This is a genomic window from Alcaligenes sp., assembly GCF_050255915.1.
GTDB classification, from domain to species: Bacteria; Pseudomonadota; Gammaproteobacteria; order Burkholderiales; family Burkholderiaceae_B; genus Alcaligenes; species Alcaligenes aquatilis.
Map to the genome: position 1 here is coordinate 1 of NZ_JBFWIQ010000006.1, position 16957 is coordinate 16957.

Genomic DNA, 16957 nt, shown 5'->3' on the forward strand with positions numbered 1-16957 from the left:
CCCGAACAGGATTGTGAAACGCCTTTGCGCCGATGATAGTGGACGGACGTCTGTGAAAGTAGGTCATCGTCAAGCTCTTATTGCTCAAAACCCCCGCAAGTATCCCTTGCGGGGGTTTTGTTTTTTACGCGCACCGCGCGTACACACGGCTGCTCAGCCGTGTTCTGGCGGCAGTAAAGACCGGATCCCTGCGATCATCGGTCGGACGCCCCTTCCTTCCTCCTGGCCCGTTCTGGGCACCTTGTCTCCCTTCTTCTTCTGTACGGCTTACTCGTGTCTGCTTCGGCTTGCCCCTCGGGTAACTCCCCCGCGTAGCATCCGGTGCTGCCAATACAGGTCGGGGCCTTCAGCCTCACCTTCCTTCCTCTGTATGGCTGTTGTCCGCCCCGTCTTCTTCGGCTTGCCTTGGGTAGTTACGTGGATTGGCATCCAGTGAGCCAAGAAAGCCTTTGGTTTGATCGAGCTGATGGTCTATCGGCTGGGGGGACGCTGGATCTTCCCCATTCTTCTTCTACAACACCCCTCCATCCCACCCGTAAAAACTCATTCCGGGCGCTTCTTAACCTACCTTCCTTCCTCTGTTCGCTTACCCACCGTCGCTTCCATCGTCATGGTGCTTGCCTGACTCCGGCTGCGTGGAGTGTTTGTTGTTGATAGCTCTGCACACCTGCATCACCATCAGCCCGTTTCGGTTACTGATCTTCCTTCCTGCTGTACGGCTGTTACCCGCCATTGCTTCCATCGTCATGGTGCTTGCCTGACTCTAGCTGCGTGGAGCGTCTATTGTTGATAGCTCTGCACACCTGCATCACCATCAGCCCGTTTCGGTTACCGATCCTCCTCTGGTCTCGGAGCTGTCAGGCCTGTTAGGTGGATTGCGTTTATTCAGCATTTAAGAAGATGTGGGTAACGCGCTTGTTTCAATCAACTCTGCCATCTCATATTCCTTACCTCTAACATGGTCAAATTTGACCGCTTCTTGCTTGGATCTGTTCTTAAGTCATGTTGAACTAACCGTTCTGACAGCCTTTTACTTTCTCCTGAATGCCTCGATTTATCCGTTTGACGTGTATCAATCAGGCGCCGAGCGAATCTGAACAAGAAGGAAAGGAGTGTGTCAGTCTAGCGATGGTTCTATTGGTCTATGGAAAAGATATGGCGGCTCAAGACACAGCTTCACCGGCAAGCAATGAAGATTTATCAGACACCAAGCTAGCGCAGGGGGAAGGGCCTGGCCGTTGGAAACGCATACAGGCTCAATTGGCTCATCTGCCCATATTCAAGGAGTTGCCCCCAGAGCAGTTGGAGCCTATCGCTAAAGGCACTCAGGAAGTGCACGCTTTGCGTGGAACGACTTTATTTCACAGCGGCGACCCTTGTTTGGGCTTTCATATGCTGGTCTATGGTCGGGTGAAACTAGTATTTGTCTCGTCCACGGGGGCCGAGCGTGTTGTACGTTTGGTAGGCCCAGGTGAGGGATTTGGAGAGGCGTTGATGTTCATGGGGCGCAATTACATTGTGACGGCCCAGACATTGGTGGATTCTCTGTTATTGCATATCAACCGCGACACTCTGATGGAGCAGTTGGGCAAAGGCAGTGACGTTGCTCGTCTGATGCTGGCTGGCTTAAGTGAGCGACTTTACCGTTTGATGGGAGAGCTGGAGGCTTATACCTTGCAAAATGGTGTGCAGCGTTTAGTCAGTTATCTTTTGCAAGAGTGGCCGGGCGAAGAAGGCGTGCCTTTCAAGATAGAGGTAGGCAAGTCTGTGATTGCTTCCCGCCTGAATCTAACCCCGGAGCATTTGTCACGTACTTTGCGTGATTTGATGGACCGGGATCTGATTCGGGTTCAGCGGCGTAATTTTACGATTCTGGACAGTGCGGCTTTGCGGCAATATGGTGCTCTGCCTGATATGCGCGGATAGCATGTAGGCTATTGCGGTAGCGCTGCCAGGCTGTCCAGAGATTCCACGACAAGATCGCAAAGGACAGTAGCAAGGCAGGTGCGGCTATCCACGTGAAAGATTCGATACCCAAGCTTGCACCGGTCCAAAGCGCCAGGCTTAGGCTATGCAAAGCCCAGTGAGCTCGGGCGGTGGATGCGGGGATGTAGTTGGCAGTCTTGGGGATGAAGCGCAAGAGGACGCGTGTGTGCTCGGTATTCTCGGTGTCCAAGCTGACATGCTTTTGTGCCTCGCGCCAAAGTAGAAAGGGCACGATGGTATAGAGCATTCCACACACTACGGAACCTAAGGCTCCCATAATAAGCAACACTCCTATCGCCAGTTCTGCGTTGGAAGCGGCGGGGTTGTGAGTCCAGAAGTTCAGAAGCACAGCAATCAACAGGCTGCTTAAGGAGCTATACCAGAACAAGGTGCTGGCTCCTGCTGTTGGACGCTTGCGTTGCCAGAGCCGCGCCCAAGTGATCACTGCCCATAAACCGTAGCTTAGGAAGATTAGGTAGGTGACCAGATCACGCACAGGTAGCCAGGAGCCAGGCAAAGAGGCCAAGGCCCACTGCGCGATCAGCAACGCGCTGACAACCCAAGGTAGCCAACGCACCAAGGGGGCAGGGTAAAGCTCGGTGATTTGAAAAATGGGCAGCAACTGGAATGACATGGCAAGCAGTAGTAAGCCTGCCCAGGCGGCCAGACCCATCATCATGTGCAGGTTCAGTAGATTGGCGACGGCTTGTTCGCTTGCCAGCGCAACCAGCATGGCCAGTCCGGTCAAGACAGTCAGCAACAGCCCCAGCAACGCCAGTCGGATAGGGGCGACGATCTCTTTGGCTCCGCGAAAGACGTCGCGCCGAGAGTGCCACAAGGCCAACATGACCGTCAGCAGATAGCCTCCCAGAGCAAGAGCCAGGAAAATGCCCGCCAGCGTGTATGTCCAGCTTTGCCAGCTAAGGAAGCCTGTCATCAGGAGCAGTGTGCCGACGCTGAGCAAGCTCCAGAAAACCAGAGCCCGACCGCTTGATACCTGAATACGCACATTACAGGCCACCGCCAAAATATGCGTCAAAGAGGCAAACATGGCGCTGCCCACGATCCCCAAGGTCCAGGCGTGGGTCAAGGCCAAGGTAGCCGGGTGCCAGCGGGAGTTGAACAATTCCGGTCCGCTATAGAGCGCCAGCAAGGCAGCCAGCAGTCCAAAAAAAGGGACGTTCGCAAACAGGGGCAAGGTCAGGGACAAAGAGGGCGATTGATCCAGCGATAAAGCGCGTTGCATAGATTTAGTTCCTGCGGATGATGAGCCGAAAGCCGTTTTCTTGGTGTGTGCCTTGATACTTGAAGCCACTGCGCCGCAGAATTTCATATAAAGGGAAGGGCTCTCTATCCAGCCACATGAGCAAAGCCTGGGTGGGGGCCAGTTCGGCCAGGGCTTCCAGGCAATGCTCCATGGGCTCGGGTGCGGGCAGGCCGCGAGTATCCAGTGTGATCTCAGTCTGTGTCATCAAAACTCCAGCACGAAAGGCTTGAAAAGCATTGTGGACTATTCTGACCGCCGATGGCGCAGGCAAAGTGGGACTTGTTTGCCGAGGGTCAGGAGGTGGGAAGAATTTGATATGCGTTAAGGCCCCTTCATTTCAGAGCAGGCATAGTGGTGGTCTTGTCGAGCCAGGATTCGCCCTGGCCAGATTGCTGATCGGGGAATGTCATGAATACTGCGTCCACGGCTTTAGCCGCGTCCGATAACCCGCAGATGGAATTGGTTTGTCCTGCAGGCAGCCTGCCTGCCTTGAAAGCGGCGATTGATAACGGCGCCGATAGTGTTTACTTGGGGTTTCGGGATGCCACCAATGCCCGGAACTTCGCCGGGCTTAATTTTGATGCGCAGGCGATTGCACAAGGGATCGATTACGCACATCAGCGCGGCCGCAAGGTTTTGCTGGCTCTTAATACCTATCCGCAACCTAATGCCTGGCAGCAGTGGCGCGACGCGGTGGACCGGGCTGCCCAGGCTCAGGTCGATGCAGTCATCATGGCAGACCCTGGTTTGATGGCGTATGCCAGCCAGACACATCCTAATTTGCGCTTGCACTTGTCGGTGCAAGGCTCAGCCACCAACCCGGAAGCTATCAAGTATTACCACCAGAACTTTGGTATTCAGCGTGTGGTCTTGCCGCGTGTCTTGTCCATGGCCCAAGTGGAACAGGTCTGTGAGCAGGTCCCTGTTCAGGTTGAAGTTTTTGGTTTTGGCAGCTTGTGCGTGATGGTGGAGGGCCGTTGTGCCTTGTCCTCCTATGCCACCGGTGAATCGCCCAATACGCATGGAGTCTGTTCTCCCGCCGGGCATGTGCGTTGGGAACAAACTGATCAGGGCCTGGAATCACGTTTGAATGGTGTGTTGATCGACCGTTATCAGGATGGCGAGAACGCGGCTTACCCTACTTTATGCAAAGGGCGCTTTGATGTGGCGGGCGAAAACTATTACGCCCTGGAAGAGCCCACCAGTCTGAATACCTTGTCCTTGTTGCCACAGTTGCTGGCGGCGGGTGTTAGCGCAATCAAGATTGAAGGCCGACAGCGCAGCCCGGCTTATGTGGCTCAAGTTACCCAGGTTTGGCGTCAAGCCATTGACTCAGCCAAATCCACGCCAGCCCGTTATTCCGTCCATCCAGCCTGGATGGGGGCTTTGAACAAATTGGCCGAAGGGCAGCAACATACGCTGGGTGCCTATTCTCGGCCCTGGAAGTAGAGCATGGGAGGCTCAAACATGAAATTATCTTTAGGCCCCTTGCAGTACTACTGGTCCCGTGTTGCCACCATGCAGTTTTATGAGTCGGCCTGCGATTGGCCGGTAGAGGTGGTGTATCTGGGCGAAACCGTATGTTCACGCCGTCACGAGCTACGGCTGGATGATTGGCTGGATATTGCACAGATGCTGGCTCAGGCTGGCAAGGTGCCGGTTCTGTCCAGCCAGGTTTTGCTGGAGTCGGGGCGGGACGTGAATACGCTACGCAAGGTCACCGAGCAGGCCGATTATCTGGTCGAAGCCAATGATATGGGTGCAGTACGTTTGATGCAGGGCCGGGACTTTGTCGCCGGCCCTTTTTTGAATGTTTATAACGGGCCGGTGCTGGATTTGATTGCCTCTCAAGGCGCTGTGCGCTGGGTGATGCCCCTGGAAATGGGGCGTACGGGATTGGCACAACTGCAGCAAGACAGGCCTGCCGGCTTGGAAACCGAGGTCTTCGCCTTCGGGCGTTTACCTCTGGCTTTTTCGGCTCGTTGCTTTGCCGCACGTAACCGCAACTTGCCTAAGGATAATTGTCAGTACGTGTGCATGGACTATCCCGATGGCCTGTTGCTGGAAACCCGTGAAGGGCAGGGATTTTTGACGATCAACGGTATTCAGACTCAATCTGCCTGGGTGTACACCTTGCTGGAGCAGATACAGGATTTGCGCGACTTGGGTGTGGACATGCTGCGCTTGAGTCCGCAGTCTCAACATATGGATGCGGTGGTGCATTTGTTTAAGGATGTCGTGCAAGGACGTATCCAAGCGGCGGATGCCCACGAGGACATGCTGCCTTTACTGCCCGCTAAAGCCTGCAACGGTTTCTGGCATGGTCGTCCCGGTCTTGAATGGGTGGCGCCGGTGTCCGAGCGTTTTTAAGGGAAGGATGCAAGAGTGAATGAAATGACGACTCCTCGTTTGCCCGCTGTGGTGGCTGGTGTTTTAAGCCGCTTGCCGCCTTGGCCCGGCTCCCGCTTGTTTTGTACGGGTTTGAACGTGCTGATGCGTCCGCACTTGCCTGCTGATATTGCGGAGCGACTGGAAGGCCGGGCTTTACGCATACAAGTGGCGGATGCTGGTTTGGCGTTTGACTACACCTGGCGTCAGGGCGCTTTTTACCCTTTGTCTGCGTGCGCGCAGAGTCCGGACCTGATTCTGAAAGCAGATCTTTGGGCGTTTTATCAGCTTTTACAGCGGCAGGAAGATCCGGATACCTTGTTCTTCAATCGACGTTTATCGATTGAAGGTGATACGGAGCTGGGCCTGATGGTGAAAAACACCCTGGACGCCTTGGACCCCGACATTCTGCATCCGCGTGCGGTGATTAAGCAGGGGAAAGCGGCTTTACAGGATGTGCTGCGCCGCCCGATTCGTACGCCTGCCTCTTCATAACTCTCTCTTAAGAGCGCCGCACTTCAAAATGCGGAAACAGCTTCTGCAGGTTTTGCAAGACCTCTGTTCCTGGGTAGGCCTGAGAGGCCTGCCCAGTTTCATTCAGGAAATCATCATTACAGCCTTGCTTGCGGAAAATCTGTACGGCATAGCGCTGTACGCCCAAATCATGCAAGTGTTGCCCCAAAGCCAGTACCGATACTGGACTATGCAGCTGGGGGTGAATGGTGCTGCGGCATTCAAACAGGACATCCTCGTTTAGCAGCAACTGCAAGCTGCGTAGCGGCGCCGCCGCACTATTACTGCGTTGCGTGATGGCGTCGTAGTGTTGAAACTCGGCTTTGATATCCAGACCTATCCAGTCTACCCACGGCAGGACTTCCAGCAACCTGGCTGGATGTGTGCCTGCTGTGTGTAAACCGATTTTGAAACCTAGTCTACGCACTGCGCGTATGGCGGAACCCAGGGCTGGGTCCAGTGTGGGTTCGCCACCGCTAAAGACCACAGCATCCAGCAGGCCGACGCGGCGATTCAGAAAATCCAGCAAGGCGTTCCAATCAATAGCACTGTTTGGCCTGCGGTCTTGCAAGTGAGGGTTATGGCAGTAGCCACAGCGCCAGGGACAGCCTTGCACAAAGATGACAGCGGCTAACTGGCCGGGGTAATCCGTAGCCGAGAAAGGGGTACAGCCGCCCACTTTCAATGCCTCTTTGCGAGCAGGCTTGGCCGGGTAAAGATGGCGCGTGGCGTAAATCATGTCACTTAACCAGATTTTTACAGATTGGGGCCAGTGCTGCTTACAGAGGCGCTGGCTTCGGTGAAGTAGCGGCGCTCATGAAATTCGCCTTGCTTGCCAATATTGAAGGATGACATGGGGCGGTGATAGCCCATGACGCGTGTCCAGATTTCGCAGGGCTGGCGTTCGCAATCTTCAAGAGTGATGGTGTCGGTGTTCATGAGTAACTCCCTGGATAAAAAAGGCCGTCACGCTAAGCGGATGTGACTAGCCGAGGTGTGTGCCAAGAGGTGGGTTGTGTAGATGCATGCTGAGGAAAGTGAAGAATCTGGCTTTCGCTGAGCTAAGTGGGTTGGGTTTAGCTGGTCTTGGCAAAAAGGATCTGTTCGAAGAGATCGGATTTAATGGATTGGTGTCGGTGTCGGTGTCGGTGTCGGTGTCGGTGTCGGTGTCGGTGTCGGTGTCGGTGTCGGTGTCGGTGTTGCTGCCTGCGACCGCATTGAGGTTTCCGCGCCCGCGTCGTTTTGAGCGTCAGTTTCGACCCTGGCCTGAGCTATCTTGTTAGCCAGCAATTCGCTGTCGCAATGCGGGCAAAACTCATGTTTTCCAGACAGATAGCCATGTTTAGGGCAGATGGAAAAAGTAGGTGTGACGGTGATGTAGGGTAAGGAAAAGCGGTTCAAGGCTCGTTGCACCAGATTACGGCAGGCATCGGTGCTGGACAGGGCCTCGGTCATGTACAGGTGCAGCACGGTGCCGCCGGTGTATTTGCCTTGCAACTCGTCTTGTCGTTCCAATGCCTCGAAGGGGTCTTCGGTAAAGCCTACCGGCAACTGTGAGGAGTTGGTGTAGTAGGGCATGTGCTCGGTGCCTGCTTGCAGAATGTCGGGCCAGCGGGCGCGGTCCTCTTTGGCAAAGCGGTAGGTGGTGCCCTCGGCAGGGGTGGCTTCCAGGTTGTACAGGTGGCCGGTACTTTCCTGAAATTCCACCATGCGCGCCCGAATGTGATCCAGCAAACGCAGGGCAAAGCGGTGTCCCCACGGCGTGCAAAGATTCTGCTTGTCCTGGGTAAAGTTGCGGATCATCTCGTTAATGCCGTTCACTCCCAGTGTGGAGAAGTGATTACGCAAGGTGCCCAGATAGCGGCGTGTGTAGGGAAACAGCCCTTGGTCCATATGCTGCTGAATCACGGTACGCTTGATTTCCAGGCTGTCGCGGCCCATTTCCAGCAGTTCATCCAAGCGGGCAAACAGGCCTGCTTCATCACCTGGATACTGATACCCCAGGCGGGCGCAGTTCAGGGTGACCACTCCCAGGGAGCCGGTCTGCTCGGCAGAGCCAAACAAACCATTGCCGCGTTTGAGTAGTTCACGCAGATCCAGTTGCAGGCGGCAGCACATGGAGCGGATCATATTGGGTTCCAGTTCAGAGTTAATGAAGTTCTGGAAGTAGGGCAGGCCATATTTGGCCGTCATGGCAAACAGGCGCTCGGCATTGGGGCTGTGCCAGTCAAAATCCCGGGTGATGTTGTAGGTGGGAATCGGGAAGGTGAAGGCACGTCCCCGGGCATCGCCCTCGCTCATGACTTCGATATAGGCCTGGTTGATCATGTCCATCTCGGCTTGCAGCTCTCCGTAGCAAAACGGCATTTCTACGCCACCGATTTGAGGTACTTGCTCGCGCAAGTCTTCGGGACATACCCAGTCAAAGGTCAGATTGGTAAAGGGTGTCTGCGTCCCCCAGCGCGAGGGTACGTTCAGGTTGTAGATCAGTTCCTGCATGCATTGGCGCACCTGCTTGTAGTTCAGGTCGTCCTTGCGGATGAAGGGTGCCATATAGGTATCAAAGGAGCTGAAAGCCTGGGCGCCAGCCCATTCGTTTTGCAGGGTGCCCAGAAAATTGACGACCTGGCCAACTGCACTGCTTAGATGCTGCGGTGGGCCGGATTCGATTTTTCCGGGTACGCCATTGAGCCCTTCATTCAGGAAAGTGCGCAAGGACCAGCCGGCGCAGTAGCCCGAGAGCATGTCCAGATCGTGGATATGCAGGTCGGCCTGACGGTGTGCCTGGCCGATGGCTTCGGGGTACACATGGCTGAGCCAGTAGTTGGCAATCATCTTGCCCGAGCTGTTCAGAATCAGTCCGCCCAGCGAGTAACCCTGGTTGGCATTGGCCTGGACGCGCCAGTCCTGGCGGTCCAGATATTCAGTAATGGAGCGGATGATATCCAGCTGAGCAGTTGGACGCGATGCGGTTTCCTGGGTAGCCATATTTTTCGCCAAAAACTATATATAGTGATTTTTAGGATTTACGACACTATATATGGTGGTTTTTGGTGGGGCCAGACGATTGTCGCCTAGGCTTGATCTAGGTTAATTCTGTGCTTGAAGTGACAAGAGCAGCGATCTTGTCGGAAGGAGGTTGCAGGACGCGGCTTGCCCGTATCGTTCTGATGTGGAGGGTGTGTGACGGCGAGAAGGCCGGGCTCTCAAGCGCAAAGAGGTGGCTATGACCATGCCAAGCAAGCAAGCAGTTTATGTGGTTTGCGAGTAAGTAGCGCAAGAGCAGGCTTGCTCTTGTCGGTGCAATAACGCGTCAGTGCGCCTTATGGATGGGCGGCGTGCTTGCCAGTTATTGTGCGCCGTCTCTTTTTTGGGAGGCACAAAAATACCCGCTGCCTTTTCATAGGCCAGCGGGTACTTCTTGAATAGCGGGTTTAGTGCTTGAATCGTGCTTTTAGCGCAGTACACAGTGCTTGCTGATACTGGCTGACTTGCTCAAGCAGGCGTTCTTCGTGGGAAGCCCAGCCTTGTTTTTGTTCTTCTGTGCGTGCGGGGGCGGGCGACCAGGCCGAGTCCGGAAAGAAAGGGTCGTCCGTCCAGCGTGGGATGATGTGCCAGTGCAGATGCGGCACCTGATTCCCGAATTGGGCCAGATTGATCTTGGTGACCCCCAACTGCTCACGTTGAGTCTGTTCGACCACGTAGACCGCCGCCATGATGTATTGCCGCTGTTCCTCCGACAAATCTGTCATTTCAGCCACGTGCTCTTGCCAGATCACTCGCGTATAGCCAGGAAATGGGCTGTCTGTGACAGCCAGCACCTGCAGCCCTGCACCCGACCATAACAATTGATCGGGTTTCAAGGCGCACAGAGGGCAAGCGGTGGAGCTCATGCAGGTTGACCGAAGAACAGGTTTTGCAGGGCGACGCCCGGATCAGGTTCACGCATGAAAGCTTCGCCCACCAGGAAGGCTTGCACCTGGTTTTCACGCATCAGGGCCACATCTTCAATAGTGTGGATACCGCTTTCGGTCACAACGCGTTTTTCGCTAGGAATGAAGGGCAGCAGGTCCAAGGTGTTCTGGGTGCTGGTTTCAAAGGTGCGCAGATTACGGTTATTGATACCCAGCAGGCTGGTCTTCATTTGCAAGGCAATATCCAGCTCGGCGCGGTCATGCACTTCAACCAGTACGTCCATGCCCAGTTCGTGGGCCATTTCTTCGTATTCCATCAGTTGATCCTGCTCCAGCGCGGCGACGATCAGCAAGATGCAGTCGGCACCCATGGCACGGGCATGGATGATCTGGTAGGGGTCAATAATGAAATCTTTGCGTAGTACGGGCAGCGCGCACACGGCACGGGCCTGACGCAGGTGGTCGTAAGAACCCTGGAAATATTGAATATCGGTCAGCACCGACAGGCAGGCCGCGCCGTGGGCGGCGTAGCTGGAAGCAATTTCCGTGGGGTTGAAGTCGGCACGGATCACACCCTTGGACGGGGAGGCTTTTTTGACTTCCGCAATAATGGCAGGCTTGCCTTGAGCAATTTTGTCTTCAATGGCGCTGGCAAAGCCGCGCAGGTCGTTCCGGTTCTTCGCTTCGCGCAGCAGATCGGACTCGCTACGCAGTTGGCGGGCGGTGACGACTTCAGCTCTTTTGGTGTCGAGGATCTTGGCCAGAATGTCGTTCATGGATGTAAATTCCTTGTATAGGCACGGAATTGTTCGAGTTTTTCGCGTGCGGCACCGTTGGCAATGGCCTCAAAAGCCATGCGCAGGCCTTGTTCAATGGAGTCAGCGTGGTTGGCGGCATAGATGGCCAAACCAGCGTTGAGGCCCACGATATCACGAGCCGTCCCCTCTTGGTTATTGAGGGCTTCCATAATCATGACGGCGGATTCCTCTTTGCTGGAGACGCGAATGCTGCGGTTGGAGGTCATCGCCATACCAAAGTCTTCGGGGTGAATTTCGTATTCACTCACTTGGCCGTCTTTCAGTTCGCCTACCAGGGTGGCCGCACCCAGAGAGGCTTCATCCATGCCGTCCTTGCCGTGTACGATCAATACGTGTTTGGCGCCCAGGCGTTGCATGACGCGGACCTGAATCCCCACCAGGTCGGGATGAAAGACACCCATCAGCTGGTTGGTTGCTCCGGCTGGGTTGGTTAACGGCCCCAGAATATTGAAAATGGTGCGCACGCCCAGTTCTTTGCGCACGGCGGCCACGTTTTTCATGGCTCCGTGGTGAGCAGGGGCAAACATAAAGCCGATATTGGTGTCGGCAATACTTTGCGCCACTTGCTCGGGCGAGAAAGTCAGGTTCACCCCCAAGGCCTCCAGCACGTCAGCACTACCCGAGGAGGAGGACGCGCTGCGGTTGCCGTGTTTGGCCACTTTCACCCCGACGGAGGCGGCCACAAACATAGCGGCAGTGGAGATATTGAAGGTATTGGAGCCGTCGCCACCTGTCCCGCACATATCCAGCAGTTCGTCCGGGTTCGGTGTAATGACGGGGGTGGCAAATTCGCGCATCACCTGGGCGGCGGCAGAAATCTCACCGACGCTTTCTTTTTTTACGCGCAGGCCCATCAGCAAGGCAGCCGAGATCTGGGGCGACATTTCGCCGCGCATCAGCATGCGCATCAAATGCAGCATTTCGTCGTGGAAGATTTCCCGGTGTTCGATACAGCGCACCAGTGCTTCGGTAGGAGTGATGGTGTTCATGATTTAAAGGTCCAGAAAGTTCTTCAGTAAGGCGTGGCCATGCTCGCTGAGCACCGATTCGGGGTGAAACTGCACGCCATAAATAGGCAATTCACGGTGACGTATGCCCATGATTTCGCCGTCTTCGGTTTGCGCGGTGACTTCCAGGCAATCCGGCAGGCTGTCGCGCTCGATGGCCAGGGAGTGGTAGCGGGTGACGTTAAAGGGCGAGGGCAAGTTGCTGAATACGTCCGTGCCCTGGTGGGTAATCGGGGAGACTTTCCCATGCATGATTTGCTGCGCACGAATAATGCGGGCACCAAAAGCATGTCCGATCGCTTGATGACCCAGGCAGACGCCCAGAATCGGTAGCTTGCCGGCAAAGTGCTGGATCAGTGCAACCGACAGGCCCGCATCCGCAGGGGATTTGGGGCCGGGCGAGACGCACAGATGGCTGGGATTCAGGGCTTCAATTTCTTCAAGAGTGACTTGGTCGTTGCGTCGTACCACTACCTCCTGACCCAGTTCTCCAAAATACTGGACCAGGTTGTAGGTAAACGAGTCATAGTTATCGAGCATGAACAGCATGGGAATACTCCGGCAAGAAAGGGGGGCAGTCAGGCGATTAAATAGGTTCGTCCAGACCGAATTGCACTTGTTCGGCCGCGCGGATAACCGCACGTGCCTTGGCCTCGGTCTCTTGCCATTCTTTTTCGGGATCGGAGTCGGCTACAACACCGGCAGCGGCTTGCACATAGAGCATGCCGTCCTTGATGACGCCGGTGCGGATCGCAATAGCCAGATCCATCTCGCCTGAGTAGCTCAAGTAGCCGGCCGCACCACCGTATACACCACGGCGTACGGGCTCCAGTTCATCAATCACTTCCATGGCACGCACCTTGGGGGCACCGGTCAGGGTGCCTGCGGGAAAGGAGGCACGCAGTACATCCATTTGGCTCATGCCGTCTTGCAGTTCGCCGCAGACGTTGGAGACCAAGTGCTGCACGTGCGAGTAACGTTCGATCGCCATGGTGTCCGTTACTTGAACCGTGCCGGTTTTGGCGATGCGGCCAATATCGTTACGGGCCAGATCGATCAGCATCAGGTGTTCAGCGCGCTCTTTGGGATCGGACTTGAGCTCGGCGGCCAGCGCGGCATCGGCTTCAGGTGTGGCTCCGCGCTTGCGGGTGCCGGCCAGAGGACGAATCGTGACGCGCTCATGGTTGCGACCATCCTGGCGGTGTTCTTCCTGACGCACCAGGATTTCTGGCGATGCGCCCACAACCTGGAAGTCGTCGAAGTTCCAGAAGTACATGTAGGGCGATGGGTTCAGCGAACGCAGGGCGCGATACAGGGACAGGGGCGAGTCGCGGAAAGGCTTGGTGATGACCTGGCCGATCTGCACTTGCATCAGATCCCCTGCCGCAATGTAGTCCTTGGCGCGGGCGACAGCCTTCAGGTAATCCTCTTTGTTGAAGTCGCGCTCGCATTCGGTTTGCATGCTGGCGTAGGCGTAAGGGATCACCACGGGTGAGCGCAGCTTTTCACGCAGCTCTTTCAGACGGCGCTTGGCCAGTACGTAGGCTTCGGGCTGGGCCGGGTCCGCGTAGACCAGCAGGTAAGTGCGGCCAGCTAGATTATCCACAATCACCAGCTCGTCCACTTGCAGCAACATGATGTCCGGCACGCCTTCTTCCTGATCGGCAGGGAAGGGTTTATGGTTCGGGCCCAGAGACGGTTCGATGTGGCGCACGGTGTCGTAGCCGAAGTAACCGGCCAGGCCACCTGCAAAGCGGGGCAGGCCAGGGCGCAGGGCGACTTTGAAACGAGCCTGAAATTGCTCGATAAATTCCAGTGGATCGCCTTCGGCTGTTTCGACAACCTTGCCATCGTGCAGCACTTGGGTATGGCGGCCATAGCTGCGGATCACGGTACGGGCGGGCAAGCCAATAAAGGAATAGCGACCGAATTGCTCGCCGCCCACAACCGATTCCATCAGGCAACTGTAACGCCCCCCTTCAGGGCCGTTGTGCGCCAGTTTCAGATAAATCGACAGGGGCGTATCCAGGTCGGCGTAGGTTTCCGCAATCAGGGGAATGCGGTTAAAGCCTTCTGCTGCTAGGGCATTGAATTCTATTTCTGTCATTGGGATCTCGAGGGTCAGTGGGTACGACGAGCCGGACAGAAACAAAAAAAAGCCCGGTCGTTGTGATTACCGGGCTTATTTTCCTGGAGGCGGTCCGCTGTGTACTACTTTGCAGGGACGCCAGACTTCAAGGTTATATCTACCCGATACACGAACGCCACCAGCGCCAATAAGCGCCGTAGATTGTGGATGCGTGAGTGCGAGTAGACATGAATTTTATGACGTAAATATGGGGTTGCTTTTGTTGCGCAGCCAAATGGCGGCGTCGGCAATAGAGGCAACTATACCATCGGAATCCAGGGTTTGCACATCCTTGCCTTCGTTATAGCCGTAGGGCACCAACAGTACGGGGATATGCGCTGCGCGTGCTGCCTGGGCATCATTCATGGAGTCCCCAATGACCAAAGCTTGTTCAGCAGCGAGTTTCATTTGCTCGCAGGCGTATAGAAAAGGCATGGGATCGGGCTTTTTGCGCGGGCAGGTATCGCCGCCCACAATCAGCTCGAAATAGGGACTTAAGCCAGTTTGTTCCAGCAAGGGGCGCGCAAATTGTTCAGGCTTGTTGGTGACGACAGCCAGACGCAACTCCTGGCTTTTAAAGTCGTTCAATCCTTCTAGTACACCGGGATACAGGCGGCTGTGTTGGCCATTACACAATTGGTAATGGTAATAAAATGATTCCAATGCCTGGGTGTAGTGGGCGGGGGGATTTGGCAGGTCTGTCAAGGCGCGCCGGACCAGATTTTCCGAGCCTTTACCCACGAAAGTGGCGATACGCTCCTCTGGGAGCGCAGGCAAACCCAGGTCAATGCGCATGGCATTACATGCCGAGGCCAAATCAGGAATGGTGTCCAGAAGGGTGCCATCCAAATCAAACAGTACAGAGCAAATATTCATCTTTTTGTAGCGAGCTTGTGACAAAATATTGTCAAATTCCTGTTAAGGTCGAGCAGAAATAGTTTCCGGAAAATCGAGTTTTCATTTCGTTTGATTCATCATGTTAAAGCTCCTTACTGCGCGCGGGCTTATCAATTTAGTGAGCAAACCGTATTTTGGTACAAGATTGGCTTTCGATGGTCTGTTCAGAAAGGCCCTAGGAGCGGAAGAATGATGTTCGAGACATTTCATCAGATTCTCTTAGAAAAACAAGTTACGCCCGTGTTTCAGCCTATTGTAGATCTGCAGTCTGGCTTGATTCTGGGTTACGAGGGTTTGATTCGAGGTCCGAAGGACACCAGTTTTTATTCGCCCCTAGCCTTGTTTGACGCTGCTCGACAGTGCGGGCGCTTATGGGATCTGGAAGAGCTATGTTGCCATACTTTGGTCAATAGCTTTAACCAGCAGGGTTTGGCCGGCAAACTGTTTCTGAACTCCAGTCCGGATGTCGTGATGGGGCTGTTGCCCTCGGCCCGCATTGAACCGCGTACAGGCATGCCACAACTCGATGGTATTGATTGGAGCCGCGTGGTGGTCGAGCTGACCGAGTCCGAGCGCACCGACAGCTACGATTATTTGAACCAGGCAATTGAGCTATATCGAAAAGAAGGCCTGCAGTTTGCGATTGATGATCTGGGCGAAGGTTATGCCTCGCTGCGTTTGTGGTCCGAGTTGCGGCCCGAATACGTCAAAATCGACAAATATTTTGTGCGCGATATTGATACCGATGTGCTCAAGCAGCAGTTGGTGCGCTCCATTTGCGATATTGCCAATCACGCGCACTCTATTGTGATTGCCGAAGGAATTGAAACTGGGGCGGAATTGCGCACCTTGCGTTATTTGGGTGTGACCTGCGGCCAGGGTTATTTGCTGTGTCGGCCCCAACCCAACCCTCCCCCTCAATTGGAACCGGCCCAGGCTGCTTTGTTTGGCCCTTCCACCGTGCGGGCCCAGCGCCAAGTGCAGGGCCGGGATTCGATGAGTGTGCGGCGTTTGCTGCGTGCGGCGCCGGCTGTTCCGGACCACACTCCGACCAATCGCGTTTATGAACTCTTTCAAAGCCGCCCTGATTTGAGTGCGGTGGCTTTGTTGCGGGGCGACAGGCCAACGGGGATTTTGCGTCGTAGTCAGCTTTACGACCAATTGGCACGTCCTTATCACCGCGAACTGTATGGTAATAAGCCATGCTCCTTGTTTATTGAAACGCCGCCATTGATTGTGGACTGCGATACCAGTCTGCTGGAGCTGGGCACCTTGATGACGCAGGGCGAGGGCGAGGCCCTGAGTGATGGGTTCATCATCACCGGTGCGGATGAATATTTGGGCCTGGGCTCCAGTGTGGAGCTCATGCGTGAAATTACGCAGATTCAGATCATGACGGCCCGCTATGCCAATCCACTGACGCAATTGCCGGGCAATGTGCCCATTGATGAGCATATAGAGGGTTTGTTGCGTAATCGACAGAGCTTTGCCGTATGTTATGCGGACCTGGACCATTTCAAACCCTATAACGACTTATACGGCTATCGCAAAGGAGATGAGTTACTGCGTTCCATGGCAGAGCTCTTTACTCGATATGCCGTTGCGCGCATGGACTTTGTGGGTCATGTGGGGGGAGATGATTTTATTTTGGTGTTTACCAGCCCGGATTGGGCTGAGCGCTGCCAAGGTATTTTGGACGAGCTGGAAAAAGAGCTGGAGTCCTTGTATCGAATGGAGCACCGGCAAGCAGGCGGTTATTTGGCTGAGAACCGCCAGGGTGTGCTGGTGTTTCACCCGCTTGTGAGCCTGTCTTTAGGTGTCGTTACTGTTGAAGAGCCCGAATTGTATTCGGGCTCTTTAATTGCGGAGCTGGCCAGTTCAGCCAAGGCGCAGGCCAAACGGGTGCAGGGTAATGCCTTGTTTGTGGAGCGCCGTCGGCCAGACAATACGATGCAGCAAGGCTGCTACAACCGCAGTACGATGCTGCAGTAGATAAGGTGGCTGGGATTTGCAGCGGCCCTGCCTGTTGGCGGGCCGGG

16 protein-coding genes are annotated in these 16957 nt (G+C 55.2%); 5 read left to right on the forward strand and 11 right to left on the reverse strand.

Features of this window, described 5'->3' with window-relative positions:
* The first annotated feature begins 1155 nt into the window (after positions 1-1155).
* A complete protein-coding gene (locus AB7E06_RS08885) occupies positions 1156-1926 on the forward strand; it encodes a Crp/Fnr family transcriptional regulator (protein WP_094195341.1) in 771 nt (256 codons plus the stop codon).
* Here the strand turns inward: AB7E06_RS08885 and AB7E06_RS08890 are convergent.
* Complete coding sequence (locus tag AB7E06_RS08890) at positions 1865-3232, reverse strand: hypothetical protein (RefSeq protein ID WP_427956431.1); 1368 nt, start codon at positions 3230-3232, stop codon at positions 1865-1867. The genes AB7E06_RS08885 and AB7E06_RS08890 overlap by 62 nt on opposite strands.
* Positions 3233-3236: 4 nt before the next feature.
* Positions 3237-3458: a DUF2249 domain-containing protein gene (locus AB7E06_RS08895; protein WP_094195343.1), complete on the reverse strand. Its 222-nt coding sequence runs from the start codon at positions 3456-3458 to the stop codon at positions 3237-3239.
* Between the two features lie 248 nt (positions 3459-3706).
* On the opposite strand from AB7E06_RS08895, the gene ubiU reads away from it, so the two are divergent.
* The 3 genes from ubiU to ubiT are packed head-to-tail and all read left to right on the forward strand — an operon-like array spanning position 3707 to position 6136.
* Positions 3707-4702: a ubiquinone anaerobic biosynthesis protein UbiU gene (gene ubiU, locus AB7E06_RS08900; protein ID WP_108728773.1), complete on the forward strand. Its 996-nt coding sequence runs from the start codon at positions 3707-3709 to the stop codon at positions 4700-4702.
* An 18-nt stretch (positions 4703-4720) separates the two neighbouring features.
* Complete coding sequence (gene ubiV, locus AB7E06_RS08905; protein ID WP_125277305.1) at positions 4721-5623, forward strand: ubiquinone anaerobic biosynthesis protein UbiV; 903 nt, start codon at positions 4721-4723, stop codon at positions 5621-5623.
* 24 nt (positions 5624-5647) lie between these two features.
* The gene (gene ubiT / locus AB7E06_RS08910) at positions 5648-6136 is read left to right on the forward strand and encodes a ubiquinone anaerobic biosynthesis accessory factor UbiT (RefSeq protein ID WP_230018836.1); all 489 of its coding nucleotides are present in this window, start codon (positions 5648-5650) and stop codon (positions 6134-6136) included.
* Positions 6137-6143: 7 nt separating this feature from the next.
* On the opposite strand, the gene AB7E06_RS08915 is transcribed toward ubiT, so the two are convergent.
* The 9 genes from AB7E06_RS08915 to AB7E06_RS08955 form a co-directional block, all read right to left on the reverse strand.
* Positions 6144-6893: an anaerobic ribonucleoside-triphosphate reductase activating protein gene (locus AB7E06_RS08915; RefSeq protein WP_249460882.1), complete on the reverse strand. Its 750-nt coding sequence runs from the start codon at positions 6891-6893 to the stop codon at positions 6144-6146.
* 17 nt (positions 6894-6910) lie between these two features.
* On the reverse strand, positions 6911-7093 hold the full coding sequence (nrdD, locus tag AB7E06_RS08920) for an anaerobic ribonucleoside-triphosphate reductase (RefSeq protein WP_094195346.1): 183 nt from the start codon (positions 7091-7093) through the stop codon (positions 6911-6913).
* A 180-nt stretch (positions 7094-7273) separates the two neighbouring features.
* Positions 7274-9142: a ribonucleoside triphosphate reductase gene (locus AB7E06_RS08925; protein ID WP_427956436.1), complete on the reverse strand. Its 1869-nt coding sequence runs from the start codon at positions 9140-9142 to the stop codon at positions 7274-7276.
* A 446-nt stretch (positions 9143-9588) separates the two neighbouring features.
* The gene (locus tag AB7E06_RS08930) at positions 9589-10047 is read right to left on the reverse strand and encodes an HIT family protein (protein ID WP_427956439.1); all 459 of its coding nucleotides are present in this window, start codon (positions 10045-10047) and stop codon (positions 9589-9591) included.
* A complete protein-coding gene (trpC, locus tag AB7E06_RS08935) occupies positions 10044-10844 on the reverse strand; it encodes an indole-3-glycerol phosphate synthase TrpC (RefSeq protein ID WP_042488673.1) in 801 nt (266 codons plus the stop codon). Before trpC ends, AB7E06_RS08930 begins: the two co-directional genes overlap by 4 nt.
* Entirely contained in the window at positions 10841-11875 is a 1035-nt protein-coding gene (gene trpD / locus AB7E06_RS08940) for an anthranilate phosphoribosyltransferase (protein WP_094195349.1), read from the reverse strand. The genes trpC and trpD overlap by 4 nt, the downstream gene beginning before the upstream one ends.
* A gap of 3 nt (positions 11876-11878) precedes the next feature.
* Positions 11879-12442, reverse strand: a complete 564-nt coding sequence (locus AB7E06_RS08945; RefSeq protein ID WP_427956443.1) for an anthranilate synthase component II — start codon at positions 12440-12442, stop codon at positions 11879-11881.
* Between the two features lie 37 nt (positions 12443-12479).
* Entirely contained in the window at positions 12480-14000 is a 1521-nt protein-coding gene (gene trpE, locus AB7E06_RS08950) for an anthranilate synthase component I (RefSeq protein WP_108728293.1), read from the reverse strand.
* Positions 14001-14216: 216 nt separating this feature from the next.
* Positions 14217-14897, reverse strand: a complete 681-nt coding sequence (locus AB7E06_RS08955; RefSeq protein ID WP_230018843.1) for a phosphoglycolate phosphatase — start codon at positions 14895-14897, stop codon at positions 14217-14219.
* Between the two features lie 210 nt (positions 14898-15107).
* Here AB7E06_RS08955 and AB7E06_RS08960 point away from each other — a divergent pair, with 210 nt between their 5' ends.
* Positions 15108-16910, forward strand: a complete 1803-nt coding sequence (locus AB7E06_RS08960) for a GGDEF domain-containing protein (protein WP_094195353.1) — start codon at positions 15108-15110, stop codon at positions 16908-16910.
* The last annotated feature ends 47 nt before the right edge of the window (positions 16911-16957 follow it).